The sequence below is a fragment of the Niabella drilacis genome (assembly GCF_900101395.1).
Lineage (GTDB): Bacteria > Bacteroidota > Bacteroidia > Chitinophagales > Chitinophagaceae > Niabella > Niabella drilacis.
Genome location: NZ_FMZO01000002.1, coordinates 606,613 through 631,848 on the forward strand (window position 1 = coordinate 606,613; position 25,236 = coordinate 631,848).

Here is a 25,236-nt window from a genome sequence, read left to right on the forward strand (position 1 = left end):
GGGCCGGGTTAAAAAAAATAATGAGAGGGAAATGCTGAAAAGAAAGGAGCGATCCTTCCCTGCGCAGGCATTACCCTGATCAGGTTTACGGGTATTATCTCAGCCTTTTCTTCCGCTGTTGGCGAAAGTTGAAGCACCCCGGGAACCTGCCCCGCCGGTGGCGGGGCACTAAAAATCTCATTGCGTTTGACAATCAGCGTCAAACATTGTGGTCTTTTTGAAAGAACGCCGCAAAATTATTGAAATTTTATTATAAAACAAATGTGTGATGAAAAGAGCATTCCTCCGCTAATCGGGGTACTGCGTTGGGGGTGCTGCCCGGGAGGCGGTACACCTGTATACAAAAATGTGGTGCCTGGTGCTGTTTTATAGCGCTAACCAGCTAACTTTGCGCGGTTAGTTTGAATTGAATACATTTTGTAATGTTTTGCTCCTTGATCTGTTAAGCAAGTACTGCATCTGATTTTTTAGGCCGTTCCTTACACTGTTTTTTTTTCAAAGATTTTTTATTTTAAATTTTTTCATTTTCATGAACATTTATGTTTCAAACTTAAGCTTTATCGTTCGCGATGAAGATCTTCGGGAATTTTTTGTTGAGTATGGCGAGGTAAGTTCCGCAAGGGTTATTACTGACAAAGCTACAGGGCGCAGCCGTGGTTTTGGCTTTGTTGAAATGCCAGACGATGAAGCTGCCCGTAAGGCGATTAAAGAACTGGATGGCGGCACCGTAGACGGACGTGCAATTAAAGTAACAGAAGCCCGGCCGAGAGAAGAAAAGAGCAATAACCGCTCTTATGCCAGCAAATGGTAAGCACGCTTTTTTGATAAAGCATTGATAACTGTAGTTGCGATCCGTTTGGACGTGGTTGCAGACAAATAGGGAAGAATGTCAGAGCCGTTAGTACGCGGATATGACATTCTTTTTTTATGGATACTAGGTAAGCCGCATTGCAAAATGAAAAAAAATCAACTATTCTTTGGTAATAGTTTTGTGTATTCATATTTTTCTCCTATCTTTGCACCGCGAGGTAGAGCAGCGGTAGCTCGTCGGGCTCATAACCCGAAGGTCCCAGGTTCGATCCCTGGCTTCGCAACTAAATAAAACCCCACTTTTGGTGGGGTTTTTTGTTTGAACCTATGTGTATTATTTGATGTGCGGTGTTTAATAAATAATACATTTAAAAGATCGATAATCGAAAACGAACTATTATGAAAGAAGCGGGTGTAATGCTTGTTAAAGCGCGGTGCATGCAGCACATATACAGTGTAGCTCATAAGCATAAAAAAAGCTCCATAAAGGAGCTTTTGTAGCGGGATCGGGAGTTGAACCCGAGACCTTTGGGTTATGAATCCAACGCTCTAACCACCTGAGCTACCCCGCCGTTCTGTAAACAAAGCGATTCGTATTGGATCACAAATTTATTTACCGGGCCGCAAAAATAGTTATTCTTACTGTAATTCGGAAAACAATTTCAGGATTTTATGAAAAATGTTTTAACCAGCTGCATCCAGGATATCTTCCATGTAAACGGAGCTGTGACTTTCATGATAAACGCATTTCCGGTCTTTGATCAGCAATACCTGCGGCGATTCGTGCCGTATGCCATAACGTTCTGCGATCGCATTGGACAGATCGCGGTAGGCGATCAGGTCCAGGTAATAAAAGTCAACCATATCCGGCAACCTGCCTTTGTTCAGCCTGCTTTTTACAACGCTGCTGATGGAGCAACGGGTGCTGTGTTTAAAAATCAATTGCGGCCGGCTTCCGGATGACAGGTCAATAGCGTCCAGCTGCGTTTCTTGTTCCAGGGGGATCCAGTTCATTTTGAATACTCCTTCTGACTATTGCATGTTATGAAAAACCTTCTGTACGTCTTCGTCCTGCTCGAGGCGCTCGATCAGCTTGCTCACTTCTTCTGCCTGTTCATCCGTTACCGGAACGGTGGTGCCGGGGATCCATTCTACTTCCGCGCTGATCGGAGTAATATTTCTTTCTTCCAGGGCTTTTTGCATATTGCCAAAATCGGTAAAGCCCACACGTACCACCAGGATTTCTTTCTCGTTGTCGTCCGTACTTTCTCCCAGTTCTTCAAGACCGGCATCGATCAGCTCCAGTTCGAGATCTTCTGCGTTCAATCCGTCGGGGTTTAATTTAAAAACGCCCATTTTATTAAACTGGAAAGCCACGCTGCCACTGTTTCCCAGGGTGCCTCCACCTTTATTAAAGTGGGATTTTACATTGGCCACTGTACGTACATGATTATCGGTTGCCGTTTCTACCAGGATGGCTACTCCATGAGGCCCGTATCCTTCGTAAAGAATTTCATCGTAATTCTCCATCTCTTTGCCCTGTGCTCTTTTGATGGCTGCTTCTACGCGGTCTTTGGGCATGTTTACACTCTTGGCGTTTTGCATACAACGGCGCAATGCAGCGTTGGTAGCAGGATCCGGCCCCCCGGCTTTAACGGCAATGGCAATTTCCTTACCAATACGTGTAAATTGTTTTGCCATACGGTCGTAGCGGGCAAACATGCTGGCTTTACGAACTTCAAATATCCTTCCCATATAAAATACTTGGTCTAAAAAAGTTAATTGAGGTGCAAACGTACATTAAATTTTTGATCCATAGAACTGCGGGTAGTGATGTATTTGGTGCCCAGAGATTTACATGTTGTATTACCGTTTGCTGTAACTTAGCAATCAACGATTTCGATCCCATTTAGTTCAAAATAAGCAAGAGTAAAACATGAATCAAAGCTCAAAAATGAAATGTTGCCACCTCCTGATACTTCTTTTTCTGGCGGGTGCACTTACTGCTCAGGCACAAACCGGCATTCGTTCGGGAGGCACAATTATTACCTATAAGCCAGGGAAAACCAGGATAGGGGAGAACGAAAAGGGCGGTCTGCTCATTAATGTATCGCCCCGTGATCTACAAAAATTTAAAGCTTCCGGTTTCGTGCAATACAGCGATTTGGGCGCAGCGGGGGACGGGAAATCGGATGATATTGACCCGATCGTTGCAACCCACGCAGTGGCCAATGAACAAGGCCTCGCCGTTAAGGCAAACGAAGGCGCCACCTACTATATTGGCGGAAAGGCGCATACCGCTATCATTAAAACAACAACTGATTTTGGAACTGCCCGTTTCATAATCGATGACACCGAAGTGCAGAACCGGAATGCAGCAATTTTTGAAGTGGCCTCAGGCCTGGCAGCCTCCCCGCTCAAAGGAATTACCTCTTTGAAGAAAAATCAAAAAAAAATCAACGCCTCCTTTCCTGCAACCAGTCTTATTACGGTAACTGATACCCAGATCAAACAGTATATTCGTATGGGATTAAACCAGGATAAAGGAGCTGCGCAAACGGACATTTTCATCGTTGATAAAAACGGGAATATAGATATGAATGCGCCCATTATCTGGGACTTCAATACAATTACTGCAATTACCGCATTGCCCATAGACGAAGAGCCGCTCAGGATTTCAGGCGGCGATTTCACTACGATCGCCAATGCCGCTGAATCGAAATATACCTATTACGATCGAAATATTGCGATAAAACGTTCAAATGTTGTGGTAGATGGGATCGTACATCGTATTACCGGTGAAGGAGATCATGGGGCACCTTATGGAGGTTTTTTAAATATCAGCAACTGCGCCTTTGTGACTATTAAAAATTGTGTTCTTACGGGGCACAAAACATACCGGACCATTGGCTCGGCAGGAGCCCCGGTATCGATGGGCACTTATGATATTTCTGCGAACCGGGCGCTAAATATTTCCTTTATTAATTGCAGACAGACCAATGATATTAATGACAACAGGTATTGGGGAATCATGGGATCCAATTATTGTAAAAATATTTTGTATGACGGTTGTGTATTCTCCCGTTTTGACGCCCATAAAGGAGTGGCTAATGCTACCATACGTAACTCTACGCTGGGGTACATGGGTATTAATGCCATTGGCAGTGGAACATTTCTTGTTGAAAACAGTACGATTAATGGCGGCAGCCTGATCAACCTGCGAAGTGATTATGGCAGTACCTGGCAGGGCCGTTTCATTATCCGCAATTGTATATTCAGACCTCAGGCCGGAAAACCCGTTCATAGCGTGTTGATTAATGGCTCCAATTCGGGTCAGCATGATTTTGGCTATACCTGTTATATGCCTGAACAAATCATTATCGAAAACCTGAAAATTGAAGACAAAAATCACCCCGCAGACTATAACGGCGTGGCTGTTTTTGCCGATTTCAACCCAAAAATGAAAGATGACACGTACAAGGAACAATTCCCGTATGTAGTCACTAAAGAAGTTGTTCTGCAAAATGTAACTACCACCAGCGGTCATGCCTTACGTGTCAGCAATAACCCGTTTGAATTCCGGAATGTGAAAATAAGCAACAGATGAATGATCTGTTTTGCCTAAAACGTCGCTATCCCTCCGATTTCTTTAATTGTTTTAGATGCCAAAACGGGGGTTCACAATAAGTGCCTTTGTCAGGCCCGGATCAAACTGTTTGGGCCTTCTTCGAACGATTCGTTAAGAATAGCACCAAATGAAGCAGGCCAAAGCCCAGTGAGAAGTAGAACAGACCTGTATCCGGAACATTGGAGGTGAAATGATGAGCACATGCAACGATTGCCAGAATCACAGCCATCACGATCCCGGTATTGGAAACGGTCCGGTAGCTCCGGCTGTCGTGTTTGCCCTTATTCAGGATACTGTGTTTAAGGCCAAAGAACAGGTATACATCCATACCGATGAGCATCCATACGATCAGGCGGATCCAGGTATCGAACGGAAGAAAGGCCATCATCCCGAAACAAACGATCACTCCCAGGACAGGAACGAGGGGAACCAGGGGCGTTTTAAATGCTCTTGGAGCATCCGGGTTCGATTTTCTGAGGATGATCACCCCAATGCAAACAAGAATAAACGCAAAAAGGGTGCCGATACTGGTCATTTCACCAACAACCCGCCCCGGAACAAAAGCGGCAAAAAGGCTCACAAAAACCATGAAAAACAGGTTGGAGCGGGCGGGAGTGCGGTATTTGGAGTGAACGACTGAAAAGAATTTTGGGAGTAACCCATCGCTGCTCATGGAATAGAACACACGGCTCTGGCCCAGGAGCATCACCAGTATCACTGATGCGTAGCCCAGCAGGATGGCAATAATAATGGTATTGTTGAGCCAGGGATAGGCCGGCTGAATTTTACCGCTTGCATCGGCAATACCCATATGATCAATGGCGGTGGCTACGGGAGCAAGATGGTCGCTGGAGGACCCCTGTCCGAATTCGGTATAATGGGCCACCCCAACCATTACGTAGGCAAATACAATATACAATGCCGTACAGATCAGCAATGATCCCATAATACCGATAGGCATGGCCTTTTTGGGATTTTTTGTTTCCTGGGCAGCCGTGGATACCGCATCAAACCCGATATAGGCAAAAAAGACCACGGCGGCTGCCCGGATGATGCCAGACCAGCCGAATTTGCCAAACTCACCCTGGTTTTCGGGGATCAGGGGTTGCAGGTTCTCCGGCCGCACATATTTAAAGCCCACAAAAATAAAAGTGAGCACAATACCCACCTTTAATACTACAATAATCGTATTTACCAGCGCAGACTCGCTGGTCCCCTTAATCAGCACTAGCGACATCAGCACCACGATAAACACAGCCGGGAGGTTCAGCAAGCCATGTGTGCCATCAGCAGCAGTGTCAAAAGGGGTCATCATCAGGTATTGCGGAAGCGAAACGCCAAACGTTGCAAATAATTTTGACAGGTAGCCGGACCAGCTTGAGGCCACAGTGGCCGCGCCAACGGCATATTCCAGCACCAGGTCCCAGCCAATGATCCAGGCAATAAATTCGCCCATTGTTGCATAACTATATGTATAAGCACTGCCGGCAACAGGGATCATTGATGCAAATTCCGCATAGCATAACCCCGCAAAGGCGCAACCCAGTGCGGCTACCACAAAGGAGATCATAATGGCCGGACCTGCATAATTGGCAGCAGCCATACCGGTAATGGAAAATAACCCGGCCCCGATAATAGCACCGATCCCCAAAGCCACAAGCGACCATGAGGTAAGTGTTTTTTTCAGCCCTTTTTCCGACTCCTCTGCTTCGGCTAATAAGGAATGCAATGGTTTTTTAACAAATAATCCCATAAGATTGATTCTTTAATGAGTAGTTGATTTTTTAAATAAAAATTATATGGCAGTGAAAAGTAAGCAATAATACGCTTCCCGGATAAAACTTATTCCATTTTTTTGAAAAATTATTAAAAGGGGAATCGCCTTTTTCAGGCTAAACCTTTAGTTTTGGCAAATAACCACTCGACTATGAATAAAAGAAAAGCCGGGTTTCTTTCCATTATACTTTTTACGATTGCTGCTGCTTTTCACCTCATACATGAAGAATGGGCCCCAATGCCGGAGGCTTTGCTTTTTGGCCTGAGATGGGTGGTGATCGCCAGCCTGGTCCTTTTTGCGGGGTATAAAAGATCACTGACCACCTGGATCTTTGTGGCCATGGCGATCGGGGTTGAGATCGGCGTGGATTTCCCCGCTTTTTCCCAAAACCTGAAATTTCTGAGTACGATCTTCCTGCGGCTGATCAAGACCATTGTGGCCCCGCTGCTGTTTTCGACCCTGGTAGTGGGCATCGCCAGCCATAGCAACCTGAAACAGGTAGGCAGGATGGGATGGAAATCTATACTTTATTTTGAGATAGTAACCACTTTTGCACTGATAATAGGGTTGGTATTTATAAATATTACCAAGGCCGGAACAGGTATTGAAGTGCCTGAGGCATTGCTGAAAGACCTGCCGCGTTCCCAGGAAAAACTGCTGCAGCAAAAGGTGATCACTATTATGGACAGCGCCGGGGTTTCGGTGCCGCCGCACCTGATCGACAAACTGCCGGATCCTTCCGAAAAAGGCTGGCAGGACCATATCGTGGATATTTTCCCGGAAAACATCATTAAATCGGTTTATGAAGGCAATGTGTTGCCCATTGTGGTATTTAGCCTGATCTTTGGGATCTCGCTGGCCATGCTTTCTGAAAAGCGGAAAAAGCCGCTCATCGATTTTACGGAAAGTTTATCCGAAACCATGTTCAAGTTCACCAACCTGATCATGCATTTTGCACCCTTTGGGGTGGGGGCTGCCATATCGGTTACGGTCGGGCACCTGGGAATTGATATTTTAAAGAACCTGGGATTGCTCCTCGTTACGCTTTACCTGGCATTGATCGCATTTATCCTGGTGGTACTGGTGCCCATTGCCCTGTTTGTGGCAAGGATCCCGTTACGGCGGTTCATACAGGCCATCAAAGAACCGGTATCCATTGCATTTGCAACAACCAGCTCCGATTCTGCATTGCCTAAAGCGCTGGAAAACATGGAAAAATTCGGAGTACCTCGAAAAATAGTTTCGTTCGTTATCCCAACGGGTTATACCTTTAACCTAGATGGAACGACACTGTACCTGTCGCTGGCCTCGGTTTTTGTGGCCCAGGCCGCGGGTATTCATCTGTCGTTTGGAGCACAGCTGATGATCGGTTTATCGCTGATGCTGAGCAGTAAAGGAGTAGCTGCCGTACCCCGGGCATCTTTGGTGATCCTGATTGCCACGGCACACACTTTTAATTTGCCATTGTGGCCGATCATGGCCATTTATGGGATCGATGAGCTGATGGATATGGCCCGTACTTCTGTTAATGTAATTGGAAATACCCTGGCAAGTTGTGTAATTGCCCGATGGGAAGGTGAATTTGATGAACAAAAAGCCCTGAATTTTGTAGAGGATAATTAAAACCAAATAATGATCGAACTTTTAAGCAGCTTTAGCTGGACAGATTTGTTGCAACCGCAGTGGTATATTGAGAATGGTGGCCTGTGGCTTTTACTTTTTGTTGTGTTTGCTGAAACCGGTCTGTTTGCCGGGTTCTTTCTCCCGGGTGATACGCTTTTATTTATAGCAGGGATCTATGCCCATAAGATCGGGGAGGGCGTAACCGCCGAACCGGGGCTGACCTACCAGTTTTTAAAATTGTTCAATTTAGGGCATATCCAGAATGAATGGGTAGACCTGATCGTGCTGTGGGCGTTGATCTCCTTTTGCGGGATCCTGGGTAATATGGTGGGCTACTGGACGGGCCGTAAAGTAGGGCCGGCAATGTATCATTGGAAAGAGAATTTCTTTTTTAAACGTCGCTACCTGGAGCAGGCGCACGATTTTTATGAAAAACATGGCGGCGGGGCGATCATTGTTGCGCGCTTCCTGCCTTTTATCCGGACCTTTGCGCCGATCATTGCTGGTATTGTGGGTATGAACAGGGCCAAATTTACCTTTTATAATATCGTAGGTTGTATCTCCTGGGTGTTTTCCATGTTATTTGCAGGACATTTTCTGCAGAAATGGCTGATGAGCGCCTTCCAGTTCGACCTGAAGCAGCATCTGGAATACATTGTATTGGGAATTGTAGTGGTAACCACTGCGCCGGTGATCCTTAAACTGATGAGCGGAAAGAAAAAAGCAAAGGAGAAGGAAGCTGCAGCCGCCGCAAAAAAAGCACTGGATGCAACGCCCGAAAGCGCCGAATAACTTCATTTTACAACATATCAGATAAAAGAACAGTCCGTACAAACGGGCTGTTCTTTTTGAGGGCAGTTGTTTGTATCACCGGGATTTTATGAGATCTCTCCAAGTATCTCAGTCCTCTTGCCCTCATAATGATGAGCGGTTTTGCTTCTTCCCCGGATTATTTATCTTGCAGCACTGCAAATATGAATGAATGAAATATATTGTTACTGCCTTGGCGATGCTGGTAGCATCCGCCACGCTGTTTGCGCAAAAAAGCATTTACCATAAAGACTGGATCGATTTTAATAAAAACGGGAAGAAGGATATTTATGAAGATCCTGCTGCTTCGCCTGAGGAAAGGGTAAAAGACCTGCTGGGGCAGATGACCATCGACGAAAAGACCTGTCAGACAGCAACGTTATATGGTTTTGGCCGGGTCTTAAAAGATGAACAGCCCACCCCCGGCTGGAAGAACGAGATCTGGAAAGATGGAATTGCCAATATTGATGAAATGCTGAACGGGCTGGCCCGTAACAAAAAGGCGCAGACAAAATATTCTTATCCCTTTAGCCGGCACGCAGAAGCCATCAATAAAGTGCAGCGCTGGTTTGTAGAAGAGACCCGTCTGGGGATACCGGTAGATTTTACCAACGAGGGCATCCATGGTTTGAACCACGACCATGCTACTGCCTTTCCGGCGCCCATCGGGATCGGGTCTTCCTGGAATAGGACCCTGGTACGGCAAATGGGACAGATCGTGGGCAAAGAAGCAAAGGCGCTGGGTTATACCAACGTATATGCACCCATCCTGGATGTGGCCCGCGATCAGCGCTGGGGAAGGGTGGTGGAAACCTATGGTGAGGAGCCCTTTTTAATTGCACAACTGGGCACCGAAATGGCTGCAGGTATACAGGAGAACGGCGTTGCGGCTACCTTAAAACATTTTGCCGTTTACAGCATCCCGAAGGGGGGACGCGATGGCAATGCCCGTACGGATCCACATGTGGCACCCAGGGAAATGCACCAGTTGTTCCTGTATCCCTTTAAAAAAGTGATCGCTAATGCGCACCCGATGGGTATTATGAGCAGTTACAACGATTGGGACGGCGTGCCGGTAACGGCCAGCCACTATTTTTTAACGGAATTGCTGCGTCAGCAATTTGGATTTAACGGCTATGTGGTGTCCGACAGCAGGGCAGTGGAATTTGTATCGGAAAAACATCATGTGGCCAGGGATTATAAAGGTGCCGTAAAGATGGTGATGGAAGCCGGGCTGAATGTACGCACCGAATTTGATCCGCCAGAAACTTTTATACGGCCATTGCGGGAACTGGTAAAAGAAGGAGCGCTGTCTGTAGAAACCCTGGACCAGCGGGTAGCCGAAGTGTTGAAGGTGAAATTCAGACTGGGATTGTTTGATCACCCGTATGTGAATGATCCAAAGCAGGCAGACCGGACCGTTGCTACAAAGGAATCGGAAGCAGTGGCATTACAGCTAAACCGGGAATCGCTGGTATTGCTCAAGAACAGCCCTCCCCGGGGACAAACACAACCATTGCTGCCGCTCTCCATCAACCAGTATAAAAAGATCCTGGTGACCGGACCACTGGCCGGTGAAAAAAGTCATGCCATCAGCCGCTATGGGCCTTCTAATAAAGAAGTGATCTCCGTGTTGGAAGGCATCCGGTATTATGTAGGTGATAAGGCTGCCATACAATATATAAAAGGATGTGATGTGGCCGATGCTACCTGGCCGGAGAGTGAGATCATCGAAACACCGCTGACCGGCGAAGAAACTGCGGCGATCAGTGAGGCGGCAGAAGCTGCAAAACAAAGCGATGTGGTGATTGCCGTGGTGGGTGAAGATGATAAACGGGTGGGTGAGAGCCTGTCCCGTACAGGGCTGAACCTGCCCGGCCGGCAACTGAAATTGTTGCAGGAATTAAAGAAAACGGGCAAACCCATTGTAATGGTGCTCATCAACGGCCAGCCGCTGACCATCAACTGGGAGAACCGCTACCTGGATGCGATCCTGGAGGCCTGGTTCCCGGGTCCGCAGGGCGGAACCGCCGTGGCCGAAGCCCTCTTTGGAGCGTATAACCCGGGTGGTAAACTAACGATGACCTTTCCCAAAACCACCGGGCAAATAGAACTGAACTTTCCGTTTAAACCGGCATCCCATGCGGGTCAGCCGGGCGATGGTCCCAACGGCTACGGCAGAACAGCGGTTGTAGGTCCGTTATACCCCTTTGGTTATGGATTGAGCTATACCGGCTTCGAATATTCCAATCTCCGGGTATCGCCGGAGAAGGGCAAAACGCAGTCGGACATAAGCGTTACTGTGAACGTAAAGAATACAGGGGCGGTAAAAGGCGATGAGGTGGTGCAGCTGTATGTGAAGGACCGGGTAAGCAGCGTAACCACCTATGAGTCGGTGCTGCGGGGATTTGAAAGGGTATCATTAAATCCCGGGGAAACAAAAACGGTACATTTTAAACTAATACCGGAGGATCTTTCCATCCTGGATAAGGATATGCATTTTGTGGTAGAACCCGGTACATTCGATATCATGATCGGCAGTTCTTCAGAAGATATAAAACTTAAAAAGAGCATTGAACTGGAATAGTGCAGAGACTGTTTCAGGTTTAACGTTAAAGGTTAGATCCGTGTCATACTCAATGCAAAATGTCAGATCATACATTCCGGACGAATCAACTGAAAACTGATGGCTGATAGCGGTTTAAGGTTTAAAGTTTCACATTGGATCCGTTTTTATACAAAGTCCCGACAGTCTCCTTGTCGCCCAAATATAGTACGCGCCATTATCAGGCAGCATGCTCACCCACTTCCACATTTCCAAATTCCTAAGAACGATTGGTGTATTTCCGCCACTTCTCAATCACTGCCTCCATATCCTGTGGCAGGGCACTGTCAAATAGGATTTCCTCGTTGGTATCCGGGTGCACAAAGCCCAGTGTTTTAGCGTGCAGGGCCTGCCGCGGGCAAAGCTCAAAACAATTGTCTACAAATTGCTTATACTTGGCATATACCGTTCCTTTTACGATCTTATCGCCACCATAGAAGTCGTCATTAAAAAGGGGATGCCCGATGTATTTCATATGCACGCGGATCTGGTGCGTGCGACCGGTTTCCAAAATGCATTGTACCAGGGTTACATAACCGAAACGCTCCAGCACCTTATAATGGGTAATGGCTTCTTTTCCATGATCCCCTTCCGGGTAGGCCTCAAACAGTTTCCTGAAACGAAGGTTACGGCCTACATGGGCAATAATGGTGCCCTCGTCTTCCTCCATATCGCCCCAAACCAGGGCAATGTATTTGCGGCTTACGGTATGATCAAAAAACTGCTTTGCCAGCGAGCGCATGGCTTTTTCCGTTTTGGCCAGCACTAACAGGCCGCTGGTATTTTTATCGATCCGGTGCACCATGCCAAACCGCGGAAGGGTTTCTTCTGTAATGGCGGCATTTTGTTGCTGTAAATGATAGGCCACGGCGTTGATCAGCGTGCCATTAGGATTGCCCGAGCCGGGATGCACCACCATGCCGGGCCGTTTATTGATGATTAAGACCGCTGTATCTTCATAGGCTATATTGAGCGGGATGTTTTCAGGAACGATCTCGTTTTCATCCGGGGCCATATCGGTATAAACAACAATCTCCTGGGCGCCCCTTAATTTATAGTTGGGTTTTACTTCCTTGCCATCTACCAGCACCATATTATTGCGGATGGCCTGCTGGATCTTGTTCCGGGTAGCGCCTTCGATCCGGTTCATCAGGTATTTGTCAATCCGGAAAGGCTCCTGTCCTTTATCGGTTTTATATACAAACTTTTCGTATAGTTCGTCATTGCTATCCGTACCCGTCAAAAAATCGTCCGGCGCTTCAGTTTCATTCCTTGCCATTGCTTCAAATTTAGTAAGACCTGTGAAGGGGTGTTCCGGTGGCATGTAAAACCTCACAGGTCTTGGCTCCCGGAAAACTGTCTTGCCTGCAAATGTAAGACATCCGCTTTTCTTTGGTAATTTTGCATATCGATTATGAAACATCAGGAAGTATTGTTTAAAGATATGGGAACCCTGCGGTATAAAGATGCATGGGATTACCAGGAACAATTATTGCAGGAAAATGTGGCTGTTAAAACCGCTTTGCGTGAGGCCCAGGACAGGGGAGAAAGCTTCGATGCCGGGCGTCAAACATCCAACCATTTACTTTTTGTAGAGCATCCGCATGTGTACACGCTGGGCAAAAGCGGGCATATGGAGCATGTGCTGTTAAGCGAAGAACACCTGGCAAAAAGAGGGATCGATTTTTTCAGGATCAACCGGGGCGGGGATATTACCTATCACGGACCGGGACAAATGGTAGGCTATCCGATTTTTGATCTCGAACGGTTTTATACAGATATTGGCCGCTATCTGCGGAATATTGAAGAAGTAGTGATCCGCACCCTTGCTGACTATGGTTTAAAAGGAGAGCGTTCCCCGGGCGAAACGGGGGTATGGCTGGATCCGTTCTTAAAAGGGAGAGAACGGAAGATCTGTGCCATTGGAGTGCGCACCAGCCGGTGGATCACCATGCATGGTTTTGCGCTGAATGTAAATACCGACCTGGAATATTTTAATTTTATCATTCCCTGTGGTATCCAGAACAAACAGGTAACCTCCCTGCAAAAGGAACTGGGAACGCAGCTGGATATGGAAGCGGTTAAAATACGGTTGAGGAAAAACTTTGAGGAGGTATTTGAGATCCGTCTCCGATATAGGTCATAACTATGCAGCAGGAGGTCTGCGGGCCTTCTTATCCTGCCGGACGGGTTCCGGCATTTATGCAGTGGTCTTCCCGAAAAACATTGAATCGGCATCTTTCTGGCTGAAATTAATATTTCAGGGGAAGCTTCCTGCTGCGCATCAAAGTATTCTTTTTTCTTTTTGGGCATGACTGCCGGTTGGCCCGGTATAGAAGCAGGTGTGTTGGAATACATTTGTACGCGCCTGCATGTGCATACGCTGCTGTAAACAACGGAAGCTCTTTGAGCAGGTGAAAAAGGAGGCGCCTCCTTTTATATGGAATTGAACAGGAAAATTTGATGGAGGCAGAAGAAACGGTTATCGATCTTGCCCCCGGGGACACCCGGCACCGGGTATCGGGCGTCTGGCAACATCAAAAAAAATCCCCGCCCAAATGGGCAGGGACGTATTTGTTATAGCAAAAAGTGACTATTTTTTGCGAAGGTTCGGATGCGGAGGAGCCACAGTATTAGGCCCGTCCTCGCCCGGAGCTGCTGCACGGATATCTACAGTGTTGCAGTCTCCACCTTCCTGGCCAGAGGAGAAGATAAAACGGTCTCCGCTGATGCCTTCTTTTTCCTGTAAGTGAGTGATCACTTTATTTACGTGATCCCAGCTTAATTGCTGCTGGCGTTTGGTTGCTGCACAGTAACCCACTACGACAACTTTACAGTTAGGGTTGGCTCTTAATTTGGAAGCTATGGTAGCTAAGGCTGCAGTAGCATCGGAAGAAAGCGTATTGGAATTAGCTTTAAATGCTACGCTTGGTAATGCTCCCAGTAAGGTAGCGCACTCAGGTTCTGCAATTTTACAGTCATCGGGGCAGGGGCATTTTCCAACGCCATCTGCATCAACCGGCTGGCAGTAAGTAGGAGTAACCAGTTCTTTATCTTTGCAATCCGGAACGCCGTCGCCATCTGTATCACGGCTTACACCATGCGTGTCAACAGGGCAGCCGGCAGGCGTTTGTTCCTGGTCAAACTGGTCTGTAACACCATCACCATCAGAATCAGGCAGTACGATCTCCGGCACGCGGCGCAGTTCACCATAAGCATAGTTCAGCGGATTCAGCCAGTATAAGGGCTCTACTCTTCTCTTTTTGGAACCAATGTTATAGTTAATGCCTAAAGTGAGATAGTTCATGAAATCTTTATCGGGGGTCAGGGTTCCCTGATCGGTCCAGCGCTGACCATCCAGCAGGTCAGAACCATTGTAGATGATCCGGTCTTCCAATGCAATATTGAAACGTGGGCTTAAGCGGAGCGCCACACCCATACCACCGGTAACGGAAGCGGCAACAGAGCCGGCAAACACGTGGGAGTAACGGATGCTGGGATCTGCTTCAATCGGAGTGTCAAACATATCATCCTGTAGGTCCTTCAGTTGTTTCAGAACGTCTTTCTTGCCGGTAGCTGTAATTTTGCTATAGTCATACGCAGCGCTTTCCAAATCACCGTTTACTTCGTGCATCGCATTTACGCGACCATCCCAGGTAGTAATACCCACACCACCCAGGGCATAGAAGGTAACGCCTGTTTGATCCTTATAAAACCGGATGTTATGAAGATTGGCGATCAACTGCAGGCTCAGCTCCTGTACAGTGGTTTTGTAATTGTAATAAACACTGGGGAAGTTGATGGGGTTCCATACATTATTCCCGGCTAACACGCTGTTCCGCTGGTAACGGTAATACCAGGGGTTGTCCATCCCGGTAAACTTATAACCGGAAGAAGGGCGCCAATCCTGGCCTTTGGCAATACCATACATATATTCCAGCCGCAGCGACAGGGTGTGCCCCAGTGATTTGCGGACATGGAGACCAAAACCGGGGCTCAGCATTTCTGAACGAACATCACCGTTAACGCTGAACAACCCGCCTTTAAGACCAATTTCCCACATGTCTTTGGGTTTGGGAGGATAGTCGGTCTGCCCTGTTACAAAATCACGGAACTGCTGTTGATTTTTCTTCGAATAATACTGCGAATCAGTAATGGAAACAGGCCCGTAAATCGGGTGGGGGGCCGTGTAAGGATGGGTTCCGCTAACCTGGGCTTTTGAGCTGCCATAAGAGCAGATAGCTAAGGCTAGGAGGAGGGTTTTGGAATGGTTCATATTTTTTGGGTTTTGATATATTCTTCAGAGCTGTTGGTGTACCCCTTTTAGGGTATACGAAAACAGCTATAAATATATAGTGACGTGCAAATATATGATTTATCGTCAATTTGTTAAAAAAATAATAAGGGAAAATTCCGTTTTTTTGTCAGATCTTTTTCTGATTCGAAACGGGGATGGATGGCAGGAAGATATGGCCCCCGGCATACGGTCCTCTTTGCGGGAGGTCGGGGCCGGGGTAGCGTGCTTGTTTTGGCATAATAGAAATTAATTAAAAACTATCGTTAGTTGTGAAATATTTTTTAAATATTTATTTTGAAATTTGAATTTTCGTTTTATCTTTGAACCTCAATTATGAGGTCAACAAAGTTTTATACCTGGTTTTATTTTAGCTTCTTCTTTTTTAGCGGAAAGCCGGGTATGCTTTTGTCGAAATAATTTTTGTAAAAAATCATTCAGAATAAAAGAGGATCCCGGCGAAAAAGGCCGGGATTTTTTTGTAATTGTTTAGTCGGGAAAAAATGACAAAAGAGGCAACATCAGGCAGGACAGTACATATGGCCATACAGGGCTACGAAGGAAGCTTTCACCAGGAGGCAGCGAACCTCTTCTTTAAGAAGAACGTTACGGTAGCCTGTTGCGATACCTTTAAAGAAGTGATTGCAGCCGCAAAGGACCCGGCCCGTACCGATGGATGCTTAATGGCGATCGAGAATTCCATTGCCGGCAGTATCCTGCCCAATTACAATTTACTGCAGGCGAGTGACCTGAGGATCATTGGTGAGGTATATATGCAGATCAACCAGAACCTGCTGGTAAACCCGGATGTAGAGCTGGAGGATATAAAGGAAGTGCATTCGCATACCATGGCTTTGCAACAGTGTTATGAATACCTCGATCAGTTCCGGTGGAAACTGGTGGATGCAGATGATACGGCCTTAAGTGCCCGGCATATTGCCCAGCATAAGGCCCGGCATATTGCGGCTATCGCCAGTAAACTGGCGGCAGAGCTTTACGGGCTGAAGATCATAGCCCCCAAAATTCAGACCTTAAAGAATAACTATACACGCTTCCTGGTACTGCGTCGTAAGGAAGACCTGGGAGAAGCAATGGAAGGAGATAAAGCCTCCATCAATTTTCACACAGACCACTCCAAGGGGAGCCTGGCCAAAGTACTTTCCATTATTGCCCGGGAAGAGGTTAATATGACCAAACTGCAGAGCTTCCCGATTCCCGGAACCCAGTTCCGGTACCAGTTTCATGCGGACATGGAGTTTGAGCAAATAAGCGATTTTGAAAAAGTAATGGAGAAGATCAAGCCTGTTACAACCGGCTTAAAAGTTTATGGTATTTATAAAAGAGGTTCATGGAAATAGCAAAAAGATTACAAGGTGTTGGGGAATATTATTTCTCCAAAAAGCTGAGGGAGATCGACAGCCTGAATCGGCAGGGGAAGCATATCATTAACCTTGGTATAGGCAGCCCGGATCTGCCGCCGCACCCGGAGGTGATTAAGACCCTGCAGGAAGAGGCCCAAAAGACCCATGTGCACGGTTATCAGAATTACAAAGGCAGCCCGGTTTTACGCGAGGCTTTCGCTTCCTGGTACCAGCGCTGGTATGGTGTGGCACTGGACCCCGATACGGAAGTGCTGCCCCTTATAGGCAGTAAGGAGGGCATCATGCATATTTGCATGACCTACCTGAATGAGGGCGATGCCGCCCTGGTGCCCAACCCGGGTTATCCTACCTATCGCAGTAATGTTACCATTGCGGGAGGCGTATGTATCGACTATGAACTTAAGGAAGAAAATAACTATCAGCCGGATCTTGCAGTGATAAGGGCAAAGGATCTTTCCCGTGTAAAGCTCATGTTTGTCAACTATCCGCAAATGCCTACCGGCCAGCAGGCGGATATGGAAGTGATGAAGGAACTGATCGCTTTTGCAAAAGAGCACCGGATATTACTGGTGCACGACAATCCTTATAGCTTTATCCTGAATGACCGTCCTGTCAGCATCCTGGGCATCGAAGGTGCAAAAGAAGTAGCCGTGGAACTGAACTCACTGAGCAAGTCGCACAATATGGCCGGCTGGCGGGTGGGCGTGCTTTGCGGTGCTGCAGACCGGATCAATGAAGTGCTGCGTTTCAAAAGCAATATGGACAGCGGGATGTTTTTACCCCTGCAACTGGCGGCGGCTACTGCTTTAAGCCTGGGCCGGGATTGGTATGATGAGGTGAATGCGGTATACAGGGCGCGGAGAGAAAAAGTATATGCCCTGCTGGATCTGCTGGGGTGCACCTACTCAAAGGACCAGGTGGGTTTATTTATTTGGGCCGCTATACCCTCCGGATACAAAGATGGGTATGAGCTGGCGGATGCTGTGTTGTATAATGCAGATGTGTTCATAACTCCGGGAGGGATCTTTGGAGCGGCCGGCGACCGGTATATCCGGATTAGCCTGTGCGGATCAATTGAGCGGTTTGAAACAGCCATCGCCCGGGTAAGCGCGCAGTTAGAGAAGATCAGGAGTTGAGGATGCCCGGATGGAGCATCCGGAATCAAGGACCGGGAACACGGTATCAGGGAATCTGGCCCGGTAGCTATCGGGGAGTAACAAGTATAAGGAATCAATGGTCAATCGTAAAAAAATCGCAATTATAGGAGTGGGGCTCATCGGAGGGTCGATGGCCTTGCAGCTGCATGAAAAGAAGCTGTCTTCCCTGCTTATTGGCGTAGAAGCCAGTAAGGAGCATGCCTCCCAGGCGCTGGAGTATGAACTGGTGGATGAGTTCCTGCCACTCAACGAGGCCATTGCCGCGGCGGAGGTGATCGTGCTGGCCATCCCGGTAAATAAAATGGTGCATTTGCTGCCCCGGATCATGGACCAGGTCACTGATCAGATCGTGATGGATATGGGGTCTACAAAGGCATCGGTGATCGAGGTATTGAAACAGCATCCCCGGCGTGGTCGTTTTGTAGCCACGCATCCCATGTGGGGTACCGAATACAGTGGCCCCAAATCGGCTGTGCGCGGTGCTTTTGAAGGAAAAGCGGTGATCATCTGCAACCCCAACGAATCGGATGCTGACGCATTGGAATGGGTAAAAAAAATGTATGGCAAGATCGGGATGCGGGTGGTGGAAATGGAAGCAAAAGCGCATGATCTTCACGTAGCCTATGTAAGCCATATCAGTCATATTACCTCGTTTGCGCTGGCCAATACGGTACTGGAAAAAGAGAAAGTAGAGAGCGCCATTTTCGAGATCGCCTCGGCCGGTTTTGAAAGCACCGTGCGGCTGGCCAAAAGCAACCCGGATATGTGGGTGCCTATTTTCCTGCAGAACAAGGATAATATTATTGACGTACTGACTGAACATATCGATCAGCTTACTAAATTTAAGGAATCAATACAGACAGATGACAGCGGCCGCTTACAGGCATTGATCGCAGATGCCAATAAGATCCGGCGCATTATCAGATAAGCACAACATAAACATTCTAAAAATCACACGAAAAAAATGAAAACTCTTGAAATGACGGATAAGGAAAAAACACAACAGGTATGGGCAAAACGCCCCATCGTTATCAGCGGGCCCTGCAGCGCTGAAACAGAAGAACAGGTATTGGCCACGGCACAGCGCCTGGCTGCAACCGGTAAAGTAAATGTACTGCGCGCCGGCATCTGGAAACCCAGGACCAAACCCGGAATGTTTGAGGGCATTGGCGCAAAAGGACTGCCCTGGCTGCAGGCGGCTAAAAAAGCAACCGGATTGCCTACAGCCGTTGAAGTGGCTACCGCCAAACAGGTAGAGGCTGCACTGACCTTTGATGTAGACATCCTCTGGATTGGGGCACGTACCACGGTAAACCCTTTTAGTGTGCAGGAAGTCGCAGACGCATTGAGAGGCGTGGATGTACCAGTACTGGTGAAAAACCCGATCAACCCCGACCTGGAGCTCTGGGGCGGAGGTGTGGAGCGGATCGCCCGTGCCGGTATCAAAGACATCGGTTTGATCCATCGTGGATTTTCTTCTTATGGTAATACTCAGTTCCGTAATGCGCCCATGTGGCACCTGGCTATTGAAATGAAACTGCGTTTCCCCGACCTTCCGATCATTAACGATCCTTCGCATATCTGCGGTAACCGCGATGGCCTGTTCGATGTTGCGCAAAAAGCTATTGACCTGGATTATGATGGGGTGATGATCGAGTCACATATCGATCCGGACAATGCATGGAGCGATGCCAAGCAGCAGGTAACACCGGAGCGCCTGAAAGAAATGCTGGAAGCAATTGTATGGAGAAAAGAGAGCAAAGACAATTCTGAATTGCAGGGCGGACTGGAAAAACTCCGTCAGCAGATCAACCACCTGGATGATGAAATGCTGCAGATCCTTTCCCAGCGTATGAAGATCGCGGATAAGATCGGCCAGTATAAAAAAGAAAATAACCTCACCATCCTGCAAACCAACCGATGGCAGGAGATCCTCGATAAGATGATGGCTAAAGGTGAAAAACTGGGATTGAGCAAAGACTTTATCATGAAGTACCTGGATGCAGTGCACCTGGAAAGCATCAATCACCAGAAAAATGTAATGGACGCACAATAGCGTATGGATCATCGTTCATAGTTCATGGCCGGCAGCAGCTGCTTTGTGAACTATGAACGATTCCTGTTACAGCATTGATATCTGGCTACAGGCATCCCACTATAAAGATACTGTTATAGATATCCTACTACCCACATTTCATCATCGACGCCACACAAGAAATGGAAAAAATCATAAAATTTTCGAACGCTTCCACGCATTTTTATTTCGACAGCTCTTTTAAACAGGTAACAAAGATCGCCGGCAAAAAATCACTGGTGGTTATTACCGATGAAAATATTTTCAAAGCGCATCCTGCCGCTTTTAAAGGCCTGAATGTAATTGTGCTGAAGCCGGGCGAAGCGTATAAGGTACAGGCCACGGTAGATGAAGTGATCGACACGCTTATAAAAATGGAAGCCGACCGGCAGACTGTGCTGGTAGGCGTTGGCGGGGGGGTGATCACGGATCTCACGGGTTATATAGCTTCTGTTTATATGCGGGGCCTCCGTTTTGGTTTTGTACCTACTTCTATCCTGGCGCTGGTGGATGCATCCATCGGGGGAAAAAACGGGATTGATGTAGACCGGTATAAGAACCTGGTGGGCATCATCCGGCAGCCCTCCTTTATTTTGCATGATGTGGTGTTCCTGCAATCGCTTCCCCGGAACGAATGGGAGAATGGCTTTGCAGAGATCATTAAGCACGCCTGTATCAAAGATGCGCCTATGTTTAAGCAGCTGCAGCAGGAATCGCTGTCGTCGTATCAAAAAGACCAACAGAAACTGAGCCGCTTAATTCAGCGGAATGCGCTGATAAAAACCAAAGTCGTACAAAAAGACGAATTTGAAAAAGGCGATCGCCGGTTGCTGAACCTGGGGCATACCATCGGGCATGCGCTGGAAAAAGAATACGAGCTGATGCACGGGCAGGCGGTAGCCATTGGTACTACCTATGCATGCCATATTTCGGAACAGATGACCGGCTTTTCCCAAACGGAGGAAGTAGTAGCCCTCCTGGAGCAGTACCAGTTGCCTACCTATGCCGATTTTGACCGCAAAAAGGTGTTCGATAGTTTAAAGATGGATAAAAAAAGGGAGCGGAAAGAAATGAACTTTGTACTGTTGGATAAAATAGGCAGGGGAATTGTAAAAGCCATCCCGATGAAACAACTGGAAAAAATAATCAACAAATTATAGGAGCTGAAGGCTGACGGCCGAACTCTCAAATCTCGAATCTCAAATGAAGATAACGATACATCCCTCAAAATTGTCCGGTAATATATATGCTGCAGCTTCCAAAAGCTCCATGCAAAGGGCCTGTGCCGCTGCATTACTTTCGACGCAGAAAGTTGTGATCAAAAACCCGGGGCACAGCAATGATGATATTGCGGCCATGGGCATTATACGGTCGCTGGGGGCAACAATTACCGAGGTAGACCGGGAAACCATTACAATTGAAAGTTCGTTTTTGAGCGATCCGGCGGCCATTGTCTCAAAGGAAGCTGCGGTGAACTGTGGCGAAAGTGGTTTGAGCATCCGGATGTTTACGCCCATTGTGTCGCTGTGCAATAATGAGGTGTTAATTAACGGAGAAGGGAGCCTGGTAACCCGGCCTATGGATTTCTTTGATGAAATACTGCCGCAATTGGGCGTATCTATTGCTTCCAGTAATGGCAAACTGCCGTTGAAAGTAAACGGGCCTTTACAACCAAAGAATATTACCATCGATGGTTCGTTGAGCTCACAGTTCCTTACCGGGTTGTTGATGGCATTTGCCGCAGCTCCGCTTACAGAAGCCGTAACTATCCGGGTAAACGACCTCAAGAGCCGGCCTTATATTGATCTTACGCTGGATGTAATGAAGAAATTTGGTCTTCAGGTACCGGAAAACAACAATTATGAAACGTTTACATTTACCGCGGCCCAACCTGAAACCTTAAACCTGAAACCTGAGACCTTAACCTATACCGTTGAAGGCGACTGGAGCGGGGGCGCCTTTTTGCTGGTCGCAGGAGCCATTGCCGGCGATATTCATGTAAGAGGATTGCAGCAAACGAGCACACAGGCCGATAAAAAGATCCTGGAGGCGTTAATGGCCGCCAATGCAGGCATTGCCATGGATGCAAAGGGTATTACCCTGCATGCGGCACCCATGACGGCTTTTGAGTTTGACGCCACGGATTGTCCGGACCTGTTTCCTCCGCTGGTGGCCCTGGCTGCCAATTGTACCGGTGTTACTGTCATTAAAGGTGTGAGCCGGCTGGCCCATAAAGAAAGCGACAGAGGACTGACGCTTCAGGAAGAGTTTGGAAAAATGGGGATCCGCGTAGCGCTCGACGGGGATCTGATGCGGGTACACGGCGGTCCGGTTAAAGGCGCACAGGTACATTCCAGGCACGATCACCGCATTGCAATGGCTTGTGCCACTGCTGCTTTAAAAGCGGATGGCCCGGTAACGATTGAAGAGGCGGAAGCCATCAACAAATCCTATCCCGATTTCTACGATCATTTAAAAGAGCTGGGCGCAACGGTTACAGGCGGACTGGAATACCGGGATGCGTTAAACGAAATTTATTCGGAGAAATAGATAATGAATAGTCAACAGTCAATGGTGAATGGAGGTGTTGATAGAAGATCAATACTTCATCTGTGTAAGGTCTTCGCTGATAGCTGAAAACTGACCGCTAGTAACTGATAGCTGAAAAATAATAATAACAATGAATGCATTCGGACAATTATTCAGGATACAGATCTTTGGTGAATCGCATGGAGAATGTGTGGGGGTGGTACTGGATGGAATTCCTGCCGGCCTGGAAGTGCCTGTAGCGGATTTTCTTCCGGATATGGAACGCCGGAAAGGAGGGACCCAGAAAGGGGCCACTCCCAGGAAGGAGGACGATATCCCGCTGTTTAAAAGCGGCGTATTTAACGGTAAAACCACGGGGTTCCCGGTGATGCTTTATTTTGAAAACAAAAATACCCGCAGCGGGGACTATGAAAAATTAAGAAGCTTTCCAAGGCCCGGGCATGCAGATTTTGTAGCGCATAAGAAGTTTGGTGGTTTTGAAGACTATCGCGGCGGCGGGCATTTCAGTGCGCGTTTGACCACGGGCCTGGTCGCAGCAGGCGTTATTGCAAAAAAGCTGCTGCGGGATGTTTCCATTGAAGCAAGGATTACAGAAATAGGCGGCGATCCGGATCCTGAAAGAGGATTACAGAAGGCTATTGAAGCCAAAGACTCCGTAGGTGGTTTGATCGAATGCCGGGTAAACGGGCTGCCGGTAGGGTTAGGTGAACCTTATTTTGATTCTGTTGAGTCGGTTTTGGCCCATCTCCTGTTTACGATCCCGGCGGTAAAAGGTGTGGAATTCGGCGCCGGCTTTGCCGCAGCAAAGATGTTCGGTTCGCAACACAACGATCCTATCGAAAATAATGAAGGAAAAACAACTACCAATAATGCGGGGGGGATTGTTGGCGGCATCTCCAACGGGAACGAGCTGGTATTCCGTATCGCGATCAAGCCTACGGCATCCACACCCAAGCCCCAGCATAGCCTCAACTGGGAAACCGGCCAGATGGAAGATTTCTCTGTTAAGGGCCGCCATGACCTGTGCGTAGCCCTGCGGGCGCCCGTAATCGTGGAAGCCGTTACCGCCATTGTACTGGCTGATTTTATGATGCTTGCAGGGAAAATAGACCGCGTAATAGGGGAGTAACCTGTTGATAACTACCTTGTTTCTTAGCTGTGAATTGTTTTTTTGGCATGTTTTTTTATGGTAACTTTAAAAAACGAAAACTTTATTTCACCTTGTTAAAACAGAAAAACTATGGGTAGTATTTTATCTTGGATCATTTTTGGATTGATAGCAGGCGCTATTGCTAAAGCCTTACATCCCGGTAAAGATCCCGGTGGGTGGATCGTAACGATTATCATTGGTATTGCCGGAGCCTTTGTAGGCGGATGGATCGGGACACAGGTACTGGGCATGTCAGTTAATGGTAACTGGTCGTTTAAAGGATTTGCCTTCGCTATTTTGGGCGCGGTTCTTTTATTATGGCTCTATGGGATGATTACCCGGAAAAAGGGAACCTGATAGCAGCACTGCTTATATAAGATACGGATCCCGCCTTCACAGTGCGGGATTTTTTTTGGACTGTTGCCCCGTGGGTAATGAGGATCCGGCCCTCTCTTTTTATTTTAAAACGGAACTCCAAACCTGCAACAGAACACCGGGGAAGATCGCAGTGATGATCCTGGGATCTGGCTTAATTCTCGAAGACCACCGTCTTATTCCCGTCTACGATCACCCGGTCCTGCAATACCAGTTGCAACGCCTTTGCCAGGACCGATTCCTCAATTTCCTTTCCCAATGTGATCATGTCCTTTACAGAATGGGCATGATTTACAGGGATGATCTGCTGTGTAATAATGGGGCCCTCATCCAGTACATCGGTAACAAAATGCGCGGTTGCCCCGATCAGTTTTACTCCCCGTTCGTAGGCCTGCCGGTATGGACTGGCGCCAATAAAAGCCGGCAAAAATGAATGGTGAATATTGATGACCCGGTGCGGATAAGTAGCAACGAACTGGGGGGAGAGGATCCGCATGAACTTGGCGAGGATGATATAGTCGAACCGGTAGTGGCTCAATATGCCCGACAGTGCCGCTTCAAAAGATTCCTTTGAACGGTCCTGGTGATCCACATAATGAAACGGGATGTCAAACTTTTCGGTAAGTGACCGCAATGTTTCATGATTGCCGATCACGCAAGCCACCGAAGCGCCCAGGGTATTAAAATAGTTCCGCAGCAGGATGTCGCCCAAACAATGATATTCTTTGGTTACCAGCACCGCCACGTTCTTTTTAACAGCAGTATTGATATATACGGTACTGCCGGGGGGAAGCACCTTTTGCAGCGCGGCTTCAATATGTAATGTATCAAAACCATTGTCGGCAACCTCCACGCGGAGGTAAAAACGGTTGGCTTCCACGTTCACGTACTCCCGCATCGAAATGATATTGAACGCCGCATCCGCCATCACTTTAGAAATAGCAGCTACCAGTCCAACCCGGTCCGCACATTGTATTAAGATGATCATTGGCTAAAAATAA

At 47.5% G+C, this 25,236-nt stretch carries 20 protein-coding genes, 2 tRNA genes and 1 riboswitch; of the genes, 15 read left to right on the forward strand and 7 right to left on the reverse strand.

Features of this window, described 5'->3' with window-relative positions:
* Nucleotides 1–38: 38 nt before the first annotated feature.
* Nucleotides 39–151: riboswitch (TPP riboswitch) on the reverse strand.
* A 378-nt stretch (nt 152–529) separates the two neighbouring features.
* Together BLS44_RS05960 and BLS44_RS05965 are read left to right on the forward strand one after the other, a co-directional pair.
* Entirely contained in the window at nt 530–811 is a 282-nt protein-coding gene (locus tag BLS44_RS05960) for an RNA recognition motif domain-containing protein (protein ID WP_090389108.1), read from the forward strand.
* Nucleotides 812–1,022: 211 nt separating this feature from the next.
* Nucleotides 1,023–1,094: transfer RNA gene (locus tag BLS44_RS05965), tRNA-Met, on the forward strand.
* 214 nt (nt 1,095–1,308) lie between these two features.
* Here BLS44_RS05965 and BLS44_RS05970 read toward each other — a convergent pair.
* From BLS44_RS05970 to BLS44_RS05980, 3 genes are all read right to left on the reverse strand, one after another.
* A tRNA-Met gene (locus BLS44_RS05970) sits at nt 1,309–1,382 on the reverse strand.
* A gap of 112 nt (nt 1,383–1,494) precedes the next feature.
* Entirely contained in the window at nt 1,495–1,824 is a 330-nt protein-coding gene (ytxJ, locus tag BLS44_RS05975) for a bacillithiol system redox-active protein YtxJ (RefSeq protein ID WP_090389109.1), read from the reverse strand.
* A gap of 18 nt (nt 1,825–1,842) precedes the next feature.
* Nucleotides 1,843–2,565, reverse strand: coding sequence for a YebC/PmpR family DNA-binding transcriptional regulator (locus tag BLS44_RS05980; protein WP_090389110.1), 723 nt, complete (start codon nt 2,563–2,565; stop codon nt 1,843–1,845).
* Nucleotides 2,566–2,746: 181 nt separating this feature from the next.
* On the opposite strand from BLS44_RS05980, the gene BLS44_RS05985 reads away from it, so the two are divergent.
* Entirely contained in the window at nt 2,747–4,417 is a 1,671-nt protein-coding gene (locus BLS44_RS05985; protein ID WP_218127699.1) for a hypothetical protein, read from the forward strand.
* 100 nt (nt 4,418–4,517) lie between these two features.
* Here the strand turns inward: BLS44_RS05985 and BLS44_RS05990 are convergent, their stop codons facing one another.
* The gene (locus BLS44_RS05990; protein ID WP_090389111.1) at nt 4,518–6,191 is read right to left on the reverse strand and encodes an amino acid permease; all 1,674 of its coding nucleotides are present in this window, start codon (nt 6,189–6,191) and stop codon (nt 4,518–4,520) included.
* Between the two features lie 174 nt (nt 6,192–6,365).
* Between BLS44_RS05990 and BLS44_RS05995 the strand changes: the two genes are divergently transcribed.
* From BLS44_RS05995 to BLS44_RS06005, 3 genes are all read left to right on the forward strand, one after another.
* On the forward strand, nt 6,366–7,838 hold the full coding sequence (locus tag BLS44_RS05995) for a dicarboxylate/amino acid:cation symporter (protein WP_090389112.1): 1,473 nt from the start codon (nt 6,366–6,368) through the stop codon (nt 7,836–7,838).
* 9 nt (nt 7,839–7,847) lie between these two features.
* Nucleotides 7,848–8,630 (forward strand): DedA family protein, encoded by a 783-nt coding sequence (locus BLS44_RS06000; protein ID WP_090389113.1) that lies wholly within the window; start codon nt 7,848–7,850, stop codon nt 8,628–8,630.
* Between the two features lie 190 nt (nt 8,631–8,820).
* Nucleotides 8,821–11,235: a glycoside hydrolase family 3 N-terminal domain-containing protein gene (locus BLS44_RS06005; RefSeq protein ID WP_090389114.1), complete on the forward strand. Its 2,415-nt coding sequence runs from the start codon at nt 8,821–8,823 to the stop codon at nt 11,233–11,235.
* Between the two features lie 238 nt (nt 11,236–11,473).
* On the opposite strand, the gene BLS44_RS06010 is transcribed toward BLS44_RS06005, so the two are convergent.
* Complete coding sequence (locus tag BLS44_RS06010) at nt 11,474–12,532, reverse strand: RluA family pseudouridine synthase (RefSeq protein WP_090389115.1); 1,059 nt, start codon at nt 12,530–12,532, stop codon at nt 11,474–11,476.
* Between the two features lie 135 nt (nt 12,533–12,667).
* On the opposite strand from BLS44_RS06010, the gene lipB reads away from it, so the two are divergent.
* Entirely contained in the window at nt 12,668–13,399 is a 732-nt protein-coding gene (gene lipB / locus BLS44_RS06015) for a lipoyl(octanoyl) transferase LipB (RefSeq protein ID WP_090389116.1), read from the forward strand.
* Nucleotides 13,400–13,846: 447 nt separating this feature from the next.
* Here lipB and BLS44_RS06020 read toward each other — a convergent pair whose 3' ends face one another.
* Entirely contained in the window at nt 13,847–15,529 is a 1,683-nt protein-coding gene (locus BLS44_RS06020; RefSeq protein ID WP_090389117.1) for an OmpA family protein, read from the reverse strand.
* A 521-nt stretch (nt 15,530–16,050) separates the two neighbouring features.
* Between BLS44_RS06020 and BLS44_RS06025 the strand changes: the two genes are divergently transcribed.
* From BLS44_RS06025 to BLS44_RS06060, 8 genes are all read left to right on the forward strand, one after another.
* A complete protein-coding gene (locus tag BLS44_RS06025; RefSeq protein ID WP_245729114.1) occupies nt 16,051–16,905 on the forward strand; it encodes a prephenate dehydratase in 855 nt (284 codons plus the stop codon).
* A complete protein-coding gene (locus tag BLS44_RS06030) occupies nt 16,896–18,065 on the forward strand; it encodes a pyridoxal phosphate-dependent aminotransferase (protein ID WP_090389118.1) in 1,170 nt (389 codons plus the stop codon). The genes BLS44_RS06025 and BLS44_RS06030 overlap by 10 nt, the downstream gene beginning before the upstream one ends.
* Before the next feature lie 97 nt (nt 18,066–18,162).
* The gene (locus tag BLS44_RS06035; protein ID WP_090389119.1) at nt 18,163–19,014 is read left to right on the forward strand and encodes a prephenate dehydrogenase; all 852 of its coding nucleotides are present in this window, start codon (nt 18,163–18,165) and stop codon (nt 19,012–19,014) included.
* Between the two features lie 36 nt (nt 19,015–19,050).
* Nucleotides 19,051–20,142, forward strand: coding sequence for a chorismate mutase (locus BLS44_RS06040; RefSeq protein WP_090389120.1), 1,092 nt, complete (start codon nt 19,051–19,053; stop codon nt 20,140–20,142).
* A 161-nt stretch (nt 20,143–20,303) separates the two neighbouring features.
* The gene (gene aroB / locus BLS44_RS06045) at nt 20,304–21,320 is read left to right on the forward strand and encodes a 3-dehydroquinate synthase (RefSeq protein WP_090389121.1); all 1,017 of its coding nucleotides are present in this window, start codon (nt 20,304–20,306) and stop codon (nt 21,318–21,320) included.
* A 43-nt stretch (nt 21,321–21,363) separates the two neighbouring features.
* Nucleotides 21,364–22,710, forward strand: a complete 1,347-nt coding sequence (gene aroA, locus BLS44_RS06050; RefSeq protein ID WP_090389122.1) for a 3-phosphoshikimate 1-carboxyvinyltransferase — start codon at nt 21,364–21,366, stop codon at nt 22,708–22,710.
* Nucleotides 22,711–22,840: 130 nt separating this feature from the next.
* Entirely contained in the window at nt 22,841–23,839 is a 999-nt protein-coding gene (locus BLS44_RS06055) for a chorismate synthase (protein ID WP_090389123.1), read from the forward strand.
* 111 nt (nt 23,840–23,950) lie between these two features.
* Complete coding sequence (locus BLS44_RS06060; protein ID WP_090389124.1) at nt 23,951–24,217, forward strand: GlsB/YeaQ/YmgE family stress response membrane protein; 267 nt, start codon at nt 23,951–23,953, stop codon at nt 24,215–24,217.
* Nucleotides 24,218–24,389: 172 nt separating this feature from the next.
* Here BLS44_RS06060 and purU read toward each other — a convergent pair whose 3' ends face one another.
* Nucleotides 24,390–25,223, reverse strand: coding sequence for a formyltetrahydrofolate deformylase (purU, locus tag BLS44_RS06065; RefSeq protein ID WP_090389125.1), 834 nt, complete (start codon nt 25,221–25,223; stop codon nt 24,390–24,392).
* Nucleotides 25,224–25,236 lie beyond the last annotated feature (13 nt).